The organism is Candidatus Poriferisodalis sp. (assembly GCF_965208555.1).
Lineage (GTDB): Bacteria > Actinomycetota > Acidimicrobiia > Acidimicrobiales > Poriferisodalaceae > Poriferisodalis.
Map to the genome: position 1 here is coordinate 3,096,075 of NZ_OZ242342.1, position 18,588 is coordinate 3,114,662.

The window sequence follows — 18,588 nt, forward strand, 5'->3', positions numbered from 1 at the left end:
AGTCGCGACATGGCACCAGGCGTGATTGACCCAGAGCAGCTCCCGCTGGAGGAGCTCGACGCCGCCTATGCCGCGATCATGGGTGAGATCGTCTCGACCGGCGTTGCACCCCATTACGCCGAGTTGGCCCGCACGTTGGGCGTCGAGCCGCTGCGGGCCAAAGCGCTGATCACACGAGTCATCGACCTTACGCCTGGCTGGATGCATCCCGGCACCGACTGGATTGCGTCGTTCCCTCCGTTCAACAACCAGCCCACCCAGTACCGGGTGAGCGTCGACGGCAAGCAGCGATGGTTCGCCCAATGCGGTTTCGAGGCACTGGCGTGCCGCTGGCTGTTTCCGGGCCGAACTGTCACCGTGGACGCACCGTGTCTGCTGGGCGGCGAGCCCCTGCGCATCGAGATGCGCGACGAGGAGATCCTGTCCGTCGACCCGCCGACGATGGTCGGCTACACGCGGAGCATGGTCGGCGGCGACGCAGCCAACCGTCCGTTCCGCTGAGCGGGCATGAATCTCTTCCGGTCGGAAGAGCACGCCCGTGACTGGGAGGAATTCGACCCCCGCATGGCGCATCTGCTGCGACCGGTGGAGTGGTGGGCTGACACGTTCTCCTCGCCGATGTTCCGGGCTCGCGGCCGCAGCGACTTCATCTCCTGGGTGACCGGCCCCGAGGCCGCCGGCGCATTCGCCGAGCTGCGCGAGCGGATGACGCCGCCACGCCCCGATGTGCGGGCCACGACGGCGGCGGCCGCCTCGCTGAGCAGCGTCGACATCAGCGTCGTCGACGGCGCGTCGCCTGATGACCGCAGCGTCGAGCAGCAGCTGCTGGGGGAGTGGCCCGCAGCGGTGCCGGTCGAGGTCGCCCGGCACTGGCGCAACACCGCCAGAGCGATGATCGTTGCCGTCCCCGCCGATCCGCTGCCCGACGCCGACCCGCAACATTGGACCGAGACCCGGCGATCGGCAGTACGAGACGTCCAGGCCGCCACCGGCTGGATCGCCCGGGCCGATGTGGGTGCCGGCGACAGGCGGCTCTCTGAACGGCTGGGACAGATGGGCTGGCAGGGCGAGGTGGCCGATCAGCCCGCGTGGACGGCGATGGAGCAATCCGCGCGAGCAATCCTCAAGTGCCAGGCGTTGGCCGAGCTCAGCTGAGCTGCGCTAGCCGGCCAAGGACAGCACGGCGTTCAGCGTGGCCTGAGCGCCAGCCGTGGCGTGCTCCGGCAGGATCGACTCCGCCTCGTTGTGCGACAGCCCGTCGGCGCAGGGAATGAACAGCATCCCAGTAGGCGCTACCTGCGACACGTAGCAGGCGTCGTGACCTGCCCCTGAGGTGATGTCCATGGGCTCGAAGCCCGCTGCGATCGCGCCGTCGCGCACAGCGTTCACGACTGCCGGGTCGAACACGATCGGCGGCGAATACCAGATCGGGGAGATCTGCGGCCGGGGCAGCGACCGGCTGGGCTGCCTGACGCCGCTCGATGCGGCGCTGGGCTGCCTGCCGAACGTAGGACCGTCGGCGCAGGCCAGCAGCTCGTCATGCATTGCTTCCAGCTCTGCGGCGTCGGGATGGCGCAGGTCGATCGTGAGCTCGACTGAGCCCGCCACGGTGTTGCGCGAGCCGGTCCCGGTTGCGAGCGTGCCCACCGTGGCACGTCCCTGCGGTGCCCGGCGGGCTGCGATCTCGTCGGCCTCGCACACCAGCCGTGCGGCAGCCACCATCGCATCGGAGCGGTGCTCCATCGGCGTGCTGCCGGCATGAGCCGACTGTCCCTCGATCGACACGTCGTACCAGCGGATTCCCTGCACCCCGGTGACGGTGCCGAGGGTCACGCCGGCAGCTTCCAGGATGGGGCCCTGCTCGATGTGCGGCTCGATGTAGTGCCCGATCGGCCGGCGGCCCGCACCGTCGGGGGCGCCGCACGGCTCGTCGCCGGCGTAGCCGATGCGCGCCAGCTCAGCTCCCAGCGTGGTGCCGTCGACACCGGGTGCTTCCAATCCCTCGTCCAGGCCGAATGCTCCCGCGTAGACGCCTGAGCCGATCATTGCCGGCGGGAAGCGCGCTCCCTCTTCGTTGGTCCACGACACGACCTCGACCGGGGCCGCCGTGCCGATGCCGTGGTCGTGCAGCACACGGAGCACTTCGAGGCCGACCATCACGCCGTAGGCGCCGTCGTAGCGGCCGCCGGTGGGCTGGCTGTCGAGGTGGCTGCCGATCACCACCGGTGCGCGCCCGGGGTCGGTGCCCTCGCGGCGGGCGAACAGGTTGCCCATCTGGTCGATGTGGACACTGCAGCCCAGCTCTTGCACCCACGACACGAACCGGTCGCGCCCCGCCCGGTCCTCATCGGTCAGCGCGACCCGGGCGACCCCGCCTGCTGGCGTCGCGCCGATCTCTGCCAAGGCGGCGAGCGTGTTCCAGAGGCGCTCACCGTCCACTGCGTACCGGCTCGAATTCACGGTCTTTGCCTCCGTCGGTCGGCCAACGGCTGCTCAGTTGAGCGGGCGAGCCGTGGGCGGTATCGGGAAGGGCAGGGCGGTGTGGCCCATCAGCGCCTCGTCGACCGCGGCAGCACATGCCCGGCCCTCGGCGATGGCCCACACGATCAGGCTCTGGCCGCGGCCCATGTCGCCGCACACCCACACACCGTCAACGCTGGTGCGGTAGTCGTCGTCGCGCACCACGTTGGAGCGCGCATCGGTCTCGACGCCGAGCTGAGCCAGCAGGCCCTCCTGCTGCGGCCCCAGGAATCCCATCGCCAGCAGCACGAGCTCGCATTCGAGCTCGAAGTCGGTGCCCTCCACCTCGGCGAACCGTCCGTCGCGGAACACCACCTCGTGCGCACGCAGCGCCCGCACCGCACCCGCGTCGTCGCTCAGGAACTCCTCGGTGTTCACCGAGTACACCCGGTCGCCCCCTTCCTCGTGAGCCGACGAGACCCGGTACACCATCGGGTAGGTCGGCCACGGGTTGCCTGAGGGCCGCTCGTCGGGCGGCCGTGGCAAGATCTCGAACTGGTGGACCGACGCAGCGCCCTGACGGTGCGCGGTGCCCAGGCAGTCGGCGCCGGTGTCGCCGCCGCCGATGATCACCACGCGCTTGCCCTCGGCGCTGATGGGCACATCGGCCGGGTCGAGGTCGCCTTCCTGGGCCTTGTTGGCCCACGGCAGGTATTCCATCGCCTGATGGATGCCGTCGAGTTCACGGCCGGGGATCGGCAGGTCACGCCACTGGGTGGCACCGCCGGCCAGCACCAGGGCATCGAAGCCGGCTTGCAAGTCGGCAACCGGAATGTCCACGCCGACCTCGATGCCGGTGCGGAACTTCGTCCCTTCAGCGCTCATCTGGTCGAGCCGCCGTTCGATGTGGCGCTTCTCCATCTTGAACTCGGGAATGCCGTACCGCAGCAGGCCGCCGAGCCGGTCGGCGCGCTCGAACACCGTGACGTCGTGACCGGCGCGGGTCAGCTGCTGCGCCGCGGCCAGCCCGGCGGGCCCTGAACCCACCACCGCCACGCTGCGACCGGTGCGCACGGCGGGCAGCTCGGGACGGACCCAACCCATCTCGAAGGCCTTGTCGATGATCGCGACCTCGACCTGCTTGATCGTGACCGGATCGGCGTTGATGCCCAGCACGCAGGCACCCTCGCACGGTGCCGGGCACAGGCGGCCGGTGAACTCGGGGAAGTTGTTGGTGGCGTGCAGTCGCTCGATGGCGTCGTGCCAGCGGTCGCGGTACACCAGGTCGTTCCAGTCCGGGATGATGTTGCCCAGCGGGCAGCCCGAGTTGCAGAACGGCACGCCGCAGTCCATGCAGCGGCTTGCCTGGGTGCGCAAATCCTCATCGGCGAATGGCTCGTACACCTCTCGCCAGTCGCGCAGGCGCACCGGTACCGGGCGCCGCGTGGGCAGCTCGCGGTCATGCCGCATGAAGCCCCGGATGTCACCCATGCGCAGCCGCCATCACTGCCTCGTCGGGATCCTGGCCGAGCTCGGCGGCCGCAGCGCGCGCCTCGAGCACGCGCCGGTAGTCCTTCGGCATCACCTTGCGGAAGCTGCGCACCTCGCTGTGCCAGCGACGCAGGATGCGCTCTGCCGGGGCCGAATCGGTCTCGGCGACGTGCTGGCGCAGCACGGCACGCACTTCTGCTGCGTCGGCGTCATCGAGCTGGGGCTCCAGATCGACCATCTCTGAGTTCAGGTTCCGCCAGAAGACGTCGTCGGGGTCGTAGACGAATGCCACCCCTCCGGACATGCCTGCGCCGAAGTTGCGCCCGACGCTGCCGAGCACCACCACCATGCCGCCGGTCATGTACTCGCACGCGTGGTCGCCCACGCCCTCGACGACGGCAGTCGCCCCGGAGTTGCGCACGCAGAAGCGCTCGCCGACTGTCCCGCGGATGTACGCCTCACCGCCGGTCGCGCCGTAGAGGATGACGTTGCCCGCGATGATGTTGTCTTCAGCCACGAATGCTGCATGTGCCTCCCGAGGCGGCCGCACCACGAGGCGCCCGCCCGACAGGCCCTTGCCGAGGTAGTCGTTGGCGTCGCCGTAGAGCCGCATCGTCAGCCCGCGAGGAACAAATGCGCCGAAGCTCTGCCCGGCGGATCCGTTGAAGGTGAGGTCGATCGTGTCGTCCGGCAGGCCGTCTCCGCCGTGAGCCGATGTGATGCGGTGTCCCAGCATGGTGCCGACCGTCCGGTTCACATTGCTGATCGGGAGCTCCGCCCGCACCAGCTCTCCCTGTTCCAGGGCGGGACCGGCCAATTCGATGAGCTGGCGGTCGAGCGCCCGCTCCAGGCCATGGTCCTGGCTCTGCGAGCAGTAGCGATCCTGGGGCCAGGGTGTCTCGGGCTCCGTCAGGATCGGCGACAGATCCAGCCCGTGCGCCTTCCAGTGAGCTACTGCAGCGGTGGTGTCCAGCCGGTCCACACGCCCGATGGCCTCGGGCAGCGATCGAAAGCCCAGCATCGCGAGGTACTCGCGCACCTCCTGGGCGATGTACTCGAAGTAGTTCACGACGAATTCGGGCCGGCCGCCGAAGCGTTTGCGCAGCTCGCGGTTCTGGGTTGCGACACCCACCGGGCACGTGTCGAGATGGCAGACGCGCATCATGATGCAGCCCGAGACAACCAGCGGCGCTGTGGCAAAGCCGAACTCCTCGGCGCCCAGCAGTGCTGCCACGATCACGTCGCGGCCGGTCTTCAGCTGCCCGTCGGTCTGCACCACGATGCGGTCGCGCAGCCCATTGAGCAGCAGTGTCTGTTGAGTCTCTGCCAGACCCAGCTCCCACGGCGCGCCCGCGTGCTTGAGCGACGTCAGCGGCGATGCTCCCGTGCCGCCGTCGTGCCCGGAGATCAGCACCACATCGGCCTTTGCCTTCGAGACGCCGGCGGCCACGGTGCCCACGCCCACCTCGGCCACCAGCTTCACGTGAACGCGTGCTGCGGGGTTGGAGTTCTTGAGATCGTGGATGAGCTGCTTGAGGTCCTCGATCGAATAGATGTCGTGATGGGGCGGCGGGCTGATGAGCCCGACGCCGGGTGTGGAATGGCGGGTCTTGGCAATCCACGGCCAGACCTTGGGCCCGGGCAGCTGCCCACCCTCGCCGGGCTTGGCACCCTGGGCCATCTTGATCTGCAGGTCGTCGGCGTTGGTCAGGTATTCCGAGGTGACACCGAAGCGTCCCGAGGCGACCTGCTTGATGGCTGAACGCCGAAGGTCGCCGTTCGGGTCGGGCACGTAGCGTTCGGGATCCTCGCCGCCCTCACCGGTATTGGACTTGCCCCCGATGCGGTTCATGGCGATCGCCAGCGTCTCGTGCGCCTCCGCGGAGATCGAGCCGTAGCTCATGGCCCCGGTGGAGAACCGCTTCACGATCTGGCTGACCGGTTCGACCTCGTCGATGCCGATGGGCCCGCTGGGTGCTGGACGGAGCTCGAACAGGCCCCGGAGCGTCGCCAGCTCGGTGGACTGATCGTCCACGAGCTGCGTGTACTCCTTGAAGATCTCGTAGCGGCCGGCGCGGGTCGAGTGCTGCAGCTTGTAGACGGTCTCGGGGTTGAAGAGGTGGTATTCGCCCTCGCGCCGCCATTGGTACTCGCCGCCGGCCCACAGGTCACGGTGTGCCGCCTCGGTGGGGTTGTCGAGGTAGGCGAACCGGTGGCGCTCGGCCACCTCGGCGGCGAGCACGTCCAGACCCACGCCGCCGAGCTTGGATGTCGTTCCGCTGAAGTAGCGGTCGATGAGGTCAGCGCCGAGTCCCACGGCCTCGAAGACCTGTGCCCCGGTGTAGCTGGCCACCGTCGAGATGCCCATCTTGGACATCACCTTCAGCACGCCCTTGGTGCACGCCTTGATGTAGTTGCGCTTCGCGGTGCGCTGGTCGACCTCGGTGATAATGCCGCCGCGCACCATGTCATCGATCGACTCGAAGGCGAGGTACGGGTTGACGGCGCTGGCCCCGTAGCCCAGCAGCAGGGCCATGTGATGCACCTCGCGGGCATCGCCGCACTCGGTCACCAAGCCCACCATCGTGCGGGTCTTGTTGCGCACCAGGTGGTGGTGCACGGCGCCCGTCAGCAGCAGCGAGGGGATCGGCGCATGCTGCGCGTCGCTGTAGCGGTCCGAGAGGATGATGATCCGCGAGCCGCCGGCGATGGCCTCGTCGACCCGCTCGCAGACGTCCGCGATCGCCCGTCCCATGCCCGGACCGCCCTCAGCCACCGGGTACAGGCCGTCGACCGCGAACGGCCGGTACTGCTGCGCGCCGCTGGCGTCCTCGTCGATGACCAGGTCCTCGTCGATGTACAGGATCTTGGCGAGGTCCTCATTCGACAGGATCGGGTAGGGGAGCACGATCTGCCGGCACGATTCCGGGCCGGGCGCCAGCAGGTTCCCCTCCGGGCCGATCTTGGCCTTGGTGGAGGTGACCAGTTCCTCACGGATCGCGTCCAGCGGCGGGTTCGTGACCTGCGCGAACAATTGGCTGAAGTAGTCGAAGAGCAGCCGTGGCCGCTTCGACAGCACCGCGATCGGCGTGTCGGTTCCCATCGACCCGATCGGCTCGATGCCGGAGCGGGCCATCGGCGCCACCAGAATCCGCAGTTCTTCGGTCGTGTAGCCGAAGGTGCGCTGGCGCAGCGTCACCGAGGAGTGCTGAGGCGTCAGGCCGAAGCGAGGCGGCAGGTCCTCCAGGTGGGCGAGCCCGTCGGCGAGCCAATCGCCGTACGGCTCGGCGGTCACCAGGTCGCGCTTGATCTCGTCGTCGCCCACGATGCGGCCTTGCGAGGTGTCCACCAGGAACATGCGCCCGGGCTGCAGGCGGCCCTTGCGCACGATGCGGCCCTGGTCGATGTCAGCGACGCCGACCTCCGACGCCATGATCACGAGGCCGTCGTCGGTGACCCAGTAACGGGAGGGTCGCAGACCGTTGCGGTCGAGCACGGCGCCCACGACGGTGCCGTCGGTGAAGGCGATGCTGGCCGGGCCATCCCATGGTTCCATGAGCGATGCATGGAACTCGTAGAAGTCGTGCTTGTCCTGGGGCATGCGAGCGTGGTTCTCCCACGCCTCAGGGATCATCATCAGCACGGCGTGGGGCAGGCTCCGTCCGCCGAGATGGAGCAGTTCGAGGACCTCGTCGAAGCTGGCGGTGTCCGACGCGCCGGGCGTGCACACGGGATAGGTGCGCTCCAGTTGGTTCCGCCCGTCGGGGTCAGCGAACAGCGGGCTGGACAGCGTGCCCTCCCGTGCGCGCATCCAGTTGCGGTTGCCCATCACCGTGTTGATCTCGCCGTTGTGGGCGAGCATGCGATAGGGGTGCGCGAGCGGCCACGAGGGGAAGGTGTTAGTGCTGAAACGCGAGTGCAGCAGGGCAAGCGCGGACTCCATGCGGAGATCGGTCAAGTCGGGATAGAACTCCGCGAACTGGCTGCAGGTCAGCATCCCCTTGTAGATCAGGGTGCGGCATGACAGCGACGGGAAGTACGGCGCAGGATCGATCTCGTGCTCGGTGCGCTTGCGGGCGACGTAGGTACGGCGTTCGAGCGCCAGTCCGTCGAGGCCTTCTCGGCCATCGCGGGCCGGGGCGGCGACGAACAGCATCCGGAACACCGGCATGGGATCGGTGGCGAACTTGCCGAGCGACGAGGGATCAGTGGGCACGTCGCGCCAGCCCAGGACGTCCAGCCCCTCGTCGACCATGATCGCTTCGATGGCTGCCACGGCTGCATCGGCGTCGCTGCGAGGCAGGAACGCCGTGCCGACCGCGTAGTGACCGGCCGGCGGGAGCTCGAAGTCGCAGACGTCGCGGAGAAACCGGTCGGGCACTCCGATGGTGATGCCGATGCCGTCGCCGACGTTGGCCTCAGCGCCCGTGGCGCTGCGATGGTCGAGGTTGACCAGGCACTGCAGCGCCTGATCGACAACGGCGCGAGTCGGCACTCCGGACATGTCGGCGACGAAGCCCACGCCGCATGCGTCATGCTCGAATGCCGGGTCGTACAGGCCCTGCGCGGGCGGCGGCGCCGCAAACGGGCCGATGCGCACGGCAGGACGAGCTTGCGCGTGTGGCGCAGTCTGGATAGCCGCGGTGTCATTCGTGGGCATCGGCGACGTCCCGGTGAGTTGAGTCAGTCCCCGTGTGGGGGCTCGGTGAGCGCAGGGACGTCGTTGGCCCTGGGAACAAGCAGCCTACCGAGGCAGAGCCGGACGGCAGTCGAGCATGCGTTGAATAATTTTGCATATTAGTGCATAGTTGGGCTGCGCACCTGGTACAGTGGCGTCGATCCCGCAGACAGGCACGCCTCCATGGACTCAGAAGACAGACCGAAGGTGACCAGTGACTCGCCGGTGCGCGTGGGCATCGTGGGCGCGTCCGGCTACACGGGCGCGGAACTGCTGCGGCTGGCGGCGGCGCATCCGTCATTCGATGTCGTCGCCGTCAGCGGCGATACGCAGGCAGGTGCTGCCGTCCGCGATCTGTATCCCAGCCTGGCGGCCGACTACGGCGACCTGCGCTACTGCGCGTACGAGCCGGAGGTCTTCGTCGGGCTCGATGCGGTCTTCCTGGGACTGCCGCACATGGCGAGCGCGCCGGTTGTCGCTGACCTGTACAAGCGGGTCGGCTGCGTGGTGGATCTGGGCTCGGATTTCCGGCTGACCGACGCGACGCTGTACCCGCAGTGGTACGGCGCTGAGCATCCGATGCCGGAGCTGCTGGGCGAGTTTCCCTACGGCCTTCCTGAGCTTGACCGCACCGCACTGCGCGGCGCCGCGGGCATCGCGGTGCCAGGGTGCTACCCCACTGCGGCTGCGCTGGCCCTGGCGCCGTTCGTACGCGGGGGCCACATCTCGACGACGGGGGTCGTGGTGGATGCCGCATCAGGCGTCAGCGGCGCGGGCCGGGCACCCAAGCCCAACACGACGTTCTCCGCGGTCGACGAGGACTTCGTGGCGTACAGCTTGCTGGACCACCGCCACACGCCCGAGATCGAGCAGGCAACCGGGTGCCAGGTGCTGTTCACCCCTCATCTGGCACCGATGGTGCGCGGCATTCTGGCGACCTGCTACGCCAGACCGCTGCCGGATTCGATGGGGGGTTGGACTACCGACGATGCGCTCGGCGTGCTGGCAGATTTCTATGCGGATGAGCCGTTCGTGGTGGTGCATCGTGACGCCCCGCACACCAAGGCCACGCTCGGCGCGAATACGTGCCATCTGAGTGCGAGGGTGGACCCCCGAACTGGCTGGCTGGTCGTGCTCAGCGCCATTGACAACCTGGTCAAGGGTGCGTCGGGCGGAGCGGTGCAGTGCGCCAACATCGCGCTCGGACTCCCCGAGACCTCCGGCCTGCCGACGACAGGATTGATGCCGTGATCGATCCCGAGCACGCCCAGCAGGTCGAGCGTGCAGAGCTGCTGGTCGAGATGCTGCCGTACATCAGCAGATGGCGCGGCAAGGTCGTGGTGGTCAAGTTCGGCGGCAACGCGATGGTCGACACCGAGCTGACCGACGGCTTTGCCGCCGACATCGTGCTGCTGCGTCAGATCGGCCTGGCGCCCGTCGTCGTTCACGGCGGCGGGCCGCAGATCGGCGACCTCATGGCGCGACTCGGCAAGACATCGGAGTTCCGTGACGGTCTCAGGGTGACCGACGCCGAGACGCTGGACATCGCGCGCATGGTGCTGGTCGGCAAGGTCAACCGCGACATCGTCGGCGCCATCAACGTGCACGGACCGCTGGCCGTGGGCATCTCGGGCGAGGACGGCCGGGTCATCACCGCGACCGCCAGGAATCCCGATCTGGGATTCGTGGGCGAGGTCACCGATGTCAACACCGACCTGCTGGAGCGTCTGCTCGCCGAAGGGCTGATCCCGGTCATCTCGACGATCGGTGCCGACGCCAAGGGGCAGGCATACAACATCAATGCGGACACCGTGGCCGGCGCCGTGGCCTCGGCGCTGGAGGCCGAGAAGGTGGTCTACCTGACCGACGTCGCAGGGTTGCTCGACGATGTCGACGACCCCGACTCGCTCGTACGCCGGACGACGGCCGGCTCGCTTGCCGCCAGGCTGGCCAGCGGGCAGATCGCGGGCGGCATGATCCCCAAGATCGAGGCCTGCATCAGCGCCGTGCGCAACGGCGTCAACAGCGCGCACTTGCTCGACGGCCGCGTCCCGCACGTCGTGCTGGTGGAGCTGTTCACCGATGCCGGCGTCGGCACGATGATCACCGATGAACGACCGACCGAGAGGTTCACTGCGCCATGACCGAAGCAACACGACCGCAGGCTGCTCATGCAGCGGCCATGGGTGCCGCAGCGCTGGAGCACTGCCCCCTCATGCCCACCTACGGTCCGCCGCCGGTGCAGTTCGTGCGCGGCAGCGGCTGCGAGCTCTATGACCGCGACGGCAAGCGCTACCTGGATTTCCTTGCCGGGCTGGCAGTCACGTCGCTCGGCCATGCCCATCCGGCTGTCGCCGAAGCGATCGGCGAGCAGGCGCGCACGCTGTTGCACGTGTCGAATCTGTTCGGCACCGAGCCGCAGGTGGAGGTCGCCCAGACGATCGACCGGTTGCAGGGCGGCGGCGGCCAGGTCTTCTTCTGCAACAGCGGCGCTGAATCGCTCGAAGGGGCGATCAAGCTGGCTCGCAAGCACGGCGGCCGCGGCCGCTACGTCGTGGTGAGCGCGCTGCGTTCCTTCCACGGGCGCACGCTGGCGACCCTGCACGCCACCGGGCAGCCCGAGAAGCACGAGACGTTCCAGCCGTTGCCCGAAGGCTTCCGCCACGTGCCCTACAACGATGCGGATGCCCTTGAAGCAGCGCTCGATCCGAGCTGCTGCGCGGTGCTGCTCGAAGTCGTCCAGGGCGAGGGCGGCGTGAATGTCGCCGACCGCGACTACCTGCACCGCGTCCGTGAGATCTGCGACGAGCGCGGGATGGCGTTCATCGTCGACGAGGTGCAGACCGGCCTCGCCCGCACCGGCGAGTGGTTTGCCTGGCACCACCACTTCGACCCTGCCGGGGGGCCGACCGGGGCCGCGCGACCCGACATCGTGACCATGGCCAAGGCACTCGGCAACGGCGTGCCCATCGGCGCGGTCTGGGCGCGTCGGGAGGTGGCCGCAGCGTTCCAGCCCGGCGACCACGCGACCACCTTCGGCGGGCAGCCGCTGGCTGCGAGCGCTGCGCGTGCCGTACTGCGCACGATGGAGGCCATTGATGCTCGCGCGCTGGCACGTGCCCGCGGCGAAGAACTCGCCGGCAAGCTCATGGGCGTTCCCGGCGTCGTCGACACCCGCGGCCTCGGCCTGCTCATTGCCGCCGAGCTCGACGCCGATGTCGTCGGCCGCAGCGGTCCCGAGGTGGCTGCGGGGTGCCTGGAGGCTGGTCTGGTGATCAACGGGATCACCCCGACAGCCGTGCGATTCGCGCCGCCGCTGGTCGTGTCCAGCAAGCAGATCGACGAGTGCGTGGCGATCTTCGCGAGCGTGCTCGCCAGCAACGGGCAGCTGGCCTGATGCGACACTTCCTGGAAGTCGACGACTTGTCCCCGGACGAGCTGCGCTCGGTGCTCGACGCCTCGTCGCGCCCAGCCGCCAGCGCGCCTGCAGTGCTGGACGGCAAGGGCGTCGCTCTGGTGTTCGAGAAGGCCTCGAACCGAACGCGCAACTCGATGGAGATGGCCGTCCGCCAGCTCGGCGGTCACCCCGTCTATATCCGACCTGAAGAGGTCGGGATGGATGTTCGCGAGTCCGCGGAGGACATCGTGCGCACGCTGGCCTGCTACCACGCGATCGTCGCCGCTCGCGTTTTCCGGCACGGCCATCTGGAGCGCATGGCGGCATGCAAGGTGGCGCCAGTCGTCAATTTGCTGTCCGATGACGCGCATCCCTGCCAGGCGTTGGCAGACCTGCTCACCATCTCGCAGTGCATCGGGCTCGAACGCACCGGCCGCGTGGCGTTCATCGGCGACGCCAACAACGTGTGGCGTTCGCTGGCGATCGGCTGCGCCATGCTGGGGATCGAGAGCTCGCTGGCAGTGCCGCCGAGCTATGCGCCCGCCGCTGAGACGCTGGCCCGACTCGATTCGTTCCCGGGCGCGTGCACCGTTACCGACGACCCGGCAGAAGCCGTCAAGGGTGCTGACGTGGTCTGCACCGACGTGTGGACCTCCATGGGCCAAGAGGACGAGCAGGCTGAGCGAGTCGCGTCGTTCGGCCCCTATCAGGTCACCGCAGAGCTGATGTCTCGCGCCGCAGACGGGGCGCTCTTTCTGCACTGCCTGCCCGCGCACCGGGGTGAGGAGGTGACCGCCGAAGTCATCGACGGTCCGGCGAGCAGGGTGTGGCGCCAGGCCGAGAACCGGATGCACGCCGCGCGGGGCCTGCTGGCTTTCCTCATCGGCACAGCGCCGCCTGGAGCGGCGTCAGCGGGAACAGCGCCATGAGCACCAAGGCGCAGCGGCAGCATCTCATCCGCGAGCTGCTGGCCAGTCACGAGATCGCCAGCCAGGCGCAGTTGGTCGGTCTGCTGGCGGAGCATTCGGTGGAGGTGACACAGGCAACGGTCTGCCGCGACCTGGACGAACTGGGCGTCGCCAAGATGCGAACTGCAGGGCGCACCGTCTACGCGGTGCCGGAGGCCGACGCGCCGGAGAACCTGCCGTCCAACACGCTGCGGCGCGTGTTCTCCGACTGGGTGCTCGAGGTGCGCTCCTCGCAGAACATCGTGGTGCTGCGCACGCCGCCGGGTTCGGCCCATGTCGTGGCTTCGGCCATCGACCGCAGCGCCTTCGACGGCGTCGTCGGCACGGTGGCGGGAGACGACACGTTGCTGATCGTGGCCACCGAGGAACTCGGCGGGCCTTCCGTGGCCGAGCACTGTCGCGATCTGGCGGACTTGTGAGCGTGCTGTCCCATGTCTGCTGACGACGCATCTCCTGGCCCCACCACGTTGTGGCACGGCCGGTTGGCCGGCGCGCCTGCAGACGCACTCGCTGCGCTCAACGACTCCCTGCCATTCGATCAGCGCATGTTCGCCGAGGACATCGCTGCGTCGCGGGCTCACGTGTCGATGCTGGCCGCCGTCGGGCTGCTGTCCGACGACGAGTGCGACGGCATCCTCGCGGCGCTCGAGGAGGTACGCAGCGAGATTGCCGACGGCCGGATGGTCTGGGCGCCGACCGACGAGGACATTCACACGGCCGTCGAACGCCGGGCGACCGAGCTCTGCGCAGCCGCGGCCAAGATGCACACCGGTCGCAGCCGCAACGACCAGGTTGCCACCGACCTGCGCCTGTGGACCCGCACTGCCATCGACGAGCTGACCGGATTGTTGCTGGGGCTGGCGGGCACGCTCGCCGGCCGGGCTCATGAAGCACATGCGGCAGGCGTGCGCCTGCCCGGTTACACCCACCTGCAGCAGGCGCAGCCTGTGGGACTTGCCCATCACCTGGCAGCGCACGCGTGGGCACTGCTGCGAGATGTCGAGCGCCTCGGCGATGCCCGGCGCCGCACTGATGTCTCGCCGCTCGGTGCCGGCGCGCTCGCAGGCTCGACGCTGCCGCTCGACCCGGCGGCGGTCGCTGCCGATCTGGGGTTCGCGGCGGTGTTCGAGAACTCGCTCGACGCGGTGAGCGACCGCGACTTCGTTGCCGACACCTTGTACGCGTTGGCGATGTCGGGCATCCACCTGTCCCGCCTGGGCGAGGAAATGATCCTGTGGGCGAGTGCCGAGTTCGGATTCGTGAGGCTCGACGATGCCTTCGCAACCGGCTCGTCGATGATGCCGCAGAAGAAGAACCCTGATGTCGCCGAGCTGGCACGCGGCAAGGCCGGCCGGTTGATCGGCCACTTGACCGGTCTGCTGGCGACGCTCAAGGGGCTCCCTCTCGCCTACAACAAGGATCTCCAGGAAGACAAGGAGCCGCTGTTCGATGCGGTCGACACGGTGCGAGCCGTGGCGGTGGCCTTTGACGGCTTGATGCAGACCGTCGAATTCGATGCGGACGCGATGGCAGCGGGCGCCGACGACCCCTTCGCTGCGGCGACTGATCTGGCCGAATGGCTGGTGGCCCACGGCACTGCGTTTCGCGAGGCGCACGAAATCGTCGCCGGACTCGTGCGCCAGGCGCTCGACGCCCCCGATGCAGGGTCGCGTCGCAGCCGGCTGGCAGAGCTGGTGGCCGCTCACCCTGATCTCGGCCCGGAGGCTGCTGCGCTGCTCACGCCCGGGTCGGCCCACCTCAGCCGGAACACGCCGGGTGCGGGCGGTCCTGATGCCGTGGCGGCCCAACTCGAGCGTCTTGACGTTGCGCTCACCTCTGCGCGCAGCCTTCAAGACGGCCGCTGATGCCCCGAGCGGGCGATCCGCTGCCGCCGGCGTTCTACGAGCGCCCAGCCACCGACGTCGCTCCCGACCTGATCGGCAAGCTGCTGGTGCACGATCCCCACGGCACAGCCGGGAGTCTGCGTGCGGGCCGCATCGTGGAGGTCGAGGCCTACCGCGGCCACGGCGACCCGGCAGCCCATTCCCGCAACGGTCCGACGGCCCGCAACGCCTCGATGTTCGGGCCGCCGGGGCACCTGTACGTGTACCTGATCTACGGCATGCACTGGTGCGCGAATGCCGTGTGCGGCCCGGCGGGCGTCGGGGATGCAGTGCTCGTGCGGGCGCTCGAGCCGGTCCACGGCGTGCAGCTCATGGCTGCCCGCCGCAGCCGAACCCGGCGCCGTACCCGCTGCCGTGACCTGTGCTCGGGCCCGGCCAAGCTGACCGAGGCCCTCGGCATCGACGGCGCCCACGACGGCTGCGACGTGACCACCGCCGGCGGGATCAGCATCTGCGACGACGGCTGGGTGCCAGCCGACGTGACGCAGGCCATGCGCATCGGCATCAGCCGCGGCACTGAGCTTCCGTGGCGTTTCTACGATGCCGACAGCGCCCACGTGAGCAGGCGATGAACCCGCAGTCGCAGCGTGCCGGATTCGCTGGGCTCGCCGCCGTCGAACTCCGGCCCGACGACCTCGCGGCTGCGACCGCGCTGGTTCGGGACTTTGTCCCGCGTGACCGGGTGCAGGCCGTCCACCGCCGGCGATTGCTCGACTTCGCTGCTCGTCATCCCGATGCGCTGCATCGCTCGTGCGAGGCCGGCCACCTGACGGCGTCGGCGTGGGTGGTGAACCACAACGCAACCCAAGGGCTGGTGCTGCTGCACCGCAAGATCGGTCGCTGGCTGCAGCCGGGCGGTCACGCAGACGGTGAGGGCTCCCTGGCGGCGGTTGCCCTGCGCGAGGCCACCGAGGAGACCGGCATCGACGGTCTGCTGGTCTGGACAGCGCCGGTGGACATTGACGTGCACCTGTTCGTCAACCGCAGGCGCACCGAGCCCGACCACCTTCACTTCGATGTGCGCTTCCTCGTCTGCGCGCCCCGGCACGCCGCCCCGAGCGGCAACCACGAATCCGACGAGTTGACGTGGGTGGCACGCGACCGGCTGGACGAGCCCGAGCTGGGACTCGACGCCAGCACCCGCAGGCTGGCTCGATACGGCTTCGATCTCGCCCGCACCGTGGCGGTGCACCGCGACCGGTAGCTCGGCGCTGCCAGCTCGGCCGGGCGCGGCGCGTACGGTGAGGTCGTGCGCGAGGTGCTGGGGCTGGTCGAGAACGTCGTCCTGCTGCTCTGCGGCCTGGTAGCGGGGTGGGTCGCGGTCACTTTCCTGCCCGGATCGGTGCTGCCCGTGATTGCCGTCACCGTGGTCCTGGCTGCGGGCGGCCGGTTGTTGTTCAACGGCACGTTCTGGACTGCAGGAGTCGGATTCGTCATTGCGGCAATCGCCGGTGCCGGGTTCTACATCGCGGATGCGGTGACATCGCTGGGCGGATAGCTACCCAGTCCGTTCTGCCCGCTCTTGTTCCCCATTCTCATGCGATTGGGCTCACGGGCCGCTCGGGCCACGGCTTCGCGCTGCGTTCTCCGCTCTAGCTCGCTTCGCTCGCGGGCCGCTCGGGCCCCGGGCTCAGCCTCTGGCGCACGCGACAGCACCGGTAGCGTGACCGGGTGGATTTCGGCGCAGTGCTGATCGGGGCAGTTGCGTTGGCGGCGCTGATCATGGCCGGCGGAATCGTCGATGTGCTGCGACTCGGCCGAGATCGTTTCGGGGCGGCCGGCAGGCGTCGTTGGCATTGGGTTCTGCTGATCATCTACAGCGGCCCCCTGGGCGTCCTGCTGTACGCAGCCGCGGTCCGGCCCCAGGTCGTCCATCCAGAGCGCTACGCCGAATGATCGGCGGCGCAGATCTCGCCATCGAGGTCACCCAGCTCCACAAGCGATACGGGGAAGTCGAGGCGGTCACTGGCGTCGACCTGTCGGTCGCCAGCGGCGAAGTGGTGGCCTTCCTGGGCCCCAATGGGGCGGGCAAGACCACCACCGTCGAGATCCTCGAGGGCCTCCGCACCCGGACATCGGGAGACGTGCGGGTGCTGGGCGTCGATCCCGCCGCCGCCACGGCGGCGTGGAAGGAGCGCATCGGCGTTGTCCTGCAGGGTGCCAGGCACGAGGGCGACTTCACCGCCGCAGAGATCGTGACCATGTGGTCGGCCTACTACCGGTCGCCCCGCCCGGTGACTGACGTCCTGGAACTCGTGGGGCTCGGCGACGCTGCCGGTACGCGGACTCGGCGCCTCTCCGGCGGTCAGCAGCAGCGTCTGGCGGTGGCGCTGGCCCTTGTCGGCGACCCCGAGCTGGTCTTCCTGGACGAGCCGACGACCGGCTTCGATCCGGCAGCTCGCCGCGAAGCCTGGCAGACGATCGGCGGTCTGCGCTCGCTGGGAGTGACGGTCATGCTGACCACCCACTACATGGACGAGGCTGACCAACTCGCTGACCGCATCGTGGTCATCTCGCGCGGAAAGATCGTCGCCGACGGCACGGCTGCGGAGCTCGCCGGACATGCCGCCATGCCCACGCGAATCAGCTGGGACGCGGCGGAGCTCGGCCGCGACGAGCTTCCCGAGGGGCTGCGAGAACTGCTGGACACCGGCGGATCGTCGGGGTCGGCGGGTCAGTCGGAGACGTCGGTGTCCGTCCCCGCAGGGCCCGTCATCGCCACGCAGGACGTCGACGGCGTCGTGCGGCAGCTGCTCGCGGCGGCGGAAAGCGCCGGAACACGCCTGGACTCCCTTGCTGTTCGGCCGCCGACACTCGAGGACACCTACTTGGCCTTGACGGGGGACGGGTCTGCGGGAGATGACTCGAGGGGAGTCGCGCCGTGAGCAGACTGCGTCAGGTCCGCAGCGAGACCAGGTTCAACTTGCTGGGCTTCCGGCGCAGCCCGGCAGCCACCTTCTTCACGGTGATCCTGCCGCTCGTCTTTCTGGTGATCTTCACCTCGATCTTCGGCAACTACACCATCAGCGCGACCGGGGCACGGGTCGCCACGCAGTATGTGCCCGGGATCCTGGCGCTGGCGCTGGTCTCGGCAACCTTCATGAACCAGGCCATCTTTACGGTGGTCAAGCGCGAGAGCGGTGTGCTCAAGGCCATGCGGGCAACACCGCTGCCGCCGTGGGTCTACGTGGGGGGCTCGGTCGTGTCGTCGCTGGTGCTGACGGCGATGATGACGGTGCTGGTGATGGGCATCGGGCGGATCGCCTACGGCGTCGGGATCCAGGCAGGAGCGTTGCCCAGCCTGTTCGTCTCGCTGGCCGTCGGCACGGCGGCGTTCTCTGCGCTGGGCTTGGCAGTCACCTGCATGTGCCCCAGCGAGCAGGCGGCGCCTGCGATCACCAACATGTTCGTGCTGCCGCTCTATTTCGTCTCCGACGTCTTCGTCATCACGTCGTCGGGCCCCCCGCGTTGGATGGGCCTCATCGGCGACATATTCCCGATCAAGCATCTCGCCCACGCGCTCAGGCACACGTTTGATCCGTTCATTGACGGAGTGCCGATGCCGGTCGGCAACTGGCTGGTGATGGCGGCGTGGGGCATATTCGGCGTGCTGGTCACCGTGCGCTTCTTCCGCTGGACGCCCCGCAACTGAGCTGCGGGCAGACTGGCTATCGCGCCGCAGCCGTGCTG

Annotated in this window: 17 protein-coding genes; 14 read left to right on the forward strand and 3 right to left on the reverse strand. The window is 68.8% G+C overall.

From position 1 onward, the window contains the following. Positions 1 to 9: 9 nt before the first annotated feature. Positions 10 to 501, forward strand: a complete 492-nt coding sequence (gene merB / locus ACOGXE_RS14240) for an organomercurial lyase (RefSeq protein ID WP_419931563.1) — start codon at positions 10 to 12, stop codon at positions 499 to 501. Positions 502 to 507: 6 nt separating this feature from the next. After that, positions 508 to 1,155, forward strand: a complete 648-nt coding sequence (locus tag ACOGXE_RS14245; protein ID WP_419931564.1) for a hypothetical protein — start codon at positions 508 to 510, stop codon at positions 1,153 to 1,155. Positions 1,156 to 1,161: 6 nt separating this feature from the next. Here ACOGXE_RS14245 and ACOGXE_RS14250 read toward each other — a convergent pair whose 3' ends face one another. Genes ACOGXE_RS14250 through gltB form a run of 3 tightly spaced genes read right to left on the reverse strand, consistent with a single transcriptional unit; the run spans position 1,162 to position 8,551 of the window. Then, positions 1,162 to 2,460, reverse strand: coding sequence for a M20 family metallo-hydrolase (locus tag ACOGXE_RS14250; RefSeq protein WP_419931565.1), 1,299 nt, complete (start codon positions 2,458 to 2,460; stop codon positions 1,162 to 1,164). A 33-nt stretch (positions 2,461 to 2,493) separates the two neighbouring features. After that, complete coding sequence (locus ACOGXE_RS14255) at positions 2,494 to 3,951, reverse strand: glutamate synthase subunit beta (RefSeq protein ID WP_419931566.1); 1,458 nt, start codon at positions 3,949 to 3,951, stop codon at positions 2,494 to 2,496. Further along, positions 3,944 to 8,551, reverse strand: a complete 4,608-nt coding sequence (gltB, locus tag ACOGXE_RS14260; protein WP_419931567.1) for a glutamate synthase large subunit — start codon at positions 8,549 to 8,551, stop codon at positions 3,944 to 3,946. Before gltB ends, ACOGXE_RS14255 begins: the two co-directional genes overlap by 8 nt. A gap of 261 nt (positions 8,552 to 8,812) precedes the next feature. Here gltB and argC point away from each other — a divergent pair, with 261 nt between their 5' ends. The 12 genes from argC (at position 8,813) to ACOGXE_RS14320 (ending at position 18,550) form a co-directional block, all read left to right on the forward strand. Continuing rightward, a complete protein-coding gene (gene argC / locus ACOGXE_RS14265; RefSeq protein ID WP_419931568.1) occupies positions 8,813 to 9,880 on the forward strand; it encodes an N-acetyl-gamma-glutamyl-phosphate reductase in 1,068 nt (355 codons plus the stop codon). After that, the gene (gene argB / locus ACOGXE_RS14270; RefSeq protein ID WP_419931569.1) at positions 9,877 to 10,773 is read left to right on the forward strand and encodes an acetylglutamate kinase; all 897 of its coding nucleotides are present in this window, start codon (positions 9,877 to 9,879) and stop codon (positions 10,771 to 10,773) included. The genes argC and argB overlap by 4 nt, the downstream gene beginning before the upstream one ends. Further along, the gene (locus ACOGXE_RS14275) at positions 10,770 to 12,026 is read left to right on the forward strand and encodes an acetylornithine/succinylornithine family transaminase (protein ID WP_419931570.1); all 1,257 of its coding nucleotides are present in this window, start codon (positions 10,770 to 10,772) and stop codon (positions 12,024 to 12,026) included. The genes argB and ACOGXE_RS14275 overlap by 4 nt, the downstream gene beginning before the upstream one ends. After that, positions 12,026 to 12,955 carry an ornithine carbamoyltransferase gene (argF, locus tag ACOGXE_RS14280; RefSeq protein ID WP_419931571.1) on the forward strand — a complete coding sequence of 310 codons (930 nt, stop codon included), beginning with the start codon at positions 12,026 to 12,028 and terminating at the stop codon, positions 12,953 to 12,955. The genes ACOGXE_RS14275 and argF overlap by 1 nt, the downstream gene beginning before the upstream one ends. Continuing rightward, the gene (argR, locus tag ACOGXE_RS14285) at positions 12,952 to 13,413 is read left to right on the forward strand and encodes an arginine repressor (protein WP_419931572.1); all 462 of its coding nucleotides are present in this window, start codon (positions 12,952 to 12,954) and stop codon (positions 13,411 to 13,413) included. The genes argF and argR overlap by 4 nt, the downstream gene beginning before the upstream one ends. A 12-nt stretch (positions 13,414 to 13,425) precedes the next feature. Beyond that, complete coding sequence (argH, locus tag ACOGXE_RS14290; protein WP_419931573.1) at positions 13,426 to 14,859, forward strand: argininosuccinate lyase; 1,434 nt, start codon at positions 13,426 to 13,428, stop codon at positions 14,857 to 14,859. Beyond that, complete coding sequence (locus ACOGXE_RS14295) at positions 14,859 to 15,470, forward strand: DNA-3-methyladenine glycosylase (protein ID WP_419931574.1); 612 nt, start codon at positions 14,859 to 14,861, stop codon at positions 15,468 to 15,470. Before argH ends, ACOGXE_RS14295 begins: the two co-directional genes overlap by 1 nt. After that, positions 15,467 to 16,102, forward strand: a complete 636-nt coding sequence (locus ACOGXE_RS14300) for an NUDIX hydrolase (protein WP_419931575.1) — start codon at positions 15,467 to 15,469, stop codon at positions 16,100 to 16,102. Before ACOGXE_RS14295 ends, ACOGXE_RS14300 begins: the two co-directional genes overlap by 4 nt. 45 nt (positions 16,103 to 16,147) lie before the next feature. Continuing rightward, complete coding sequence (locus ACOGXE_RS14305; protein WP_419931576.1) at positions 16,148 to 16,396, forward strand: hypothetical protein; 249 nt, start codon at positions 16,148 to 16,150, stop codon at positions 16,394 to 16,396. Positions 16,397 to 16,569: 173 nt separating this feature from the next. Then, positions 16,570 to 16,794 carry a hypothetical protein gene (locus ACOGXE_RS14310; RefSeq protein ID WP_419931577.1) on the forward strand — a complete coding sequence of 75 codons (225 nt, stop codon included), beginning with the start codon at positions 16,570 to 16,572 and terminating at the stop codon, positions 16,792 to 16,794. Next, positions 16,791 to 17,783: an ABC transporter ATP-binding protein gene (locus ACOGXE_RS14315; protein WP_419931578.1), complete on the forward strand. Its 993-nt coding sequence runs from the start codon at positions 16,791 to 16,793 to the stop codon at positions 17,781 to 17,783. Before ACOGXE_RS14310 ends, ACOGXE_RS14315 begins: the two co-directional genes overlap by 4 nt. Beyond that, positions 17,780 to 18,550 (forward strand): ABC transporter permease, encoded by a 771-nt coding sequence (locus ACOGXE_RS14320; RefSeq protein ID WP_419931579.1) that lies wholly within the window; start codon positions 17,780 to 17,782, stop codon positions 18,548 to 18,550. Before ACOGXE_RS14315 ends, ACOGXE_RS14320 begins: the two co-directional genes overlap by 4 nt. The last annotated feature ends 38 nt before the right edge of the window (positions 18,551 to 18,588 follow it).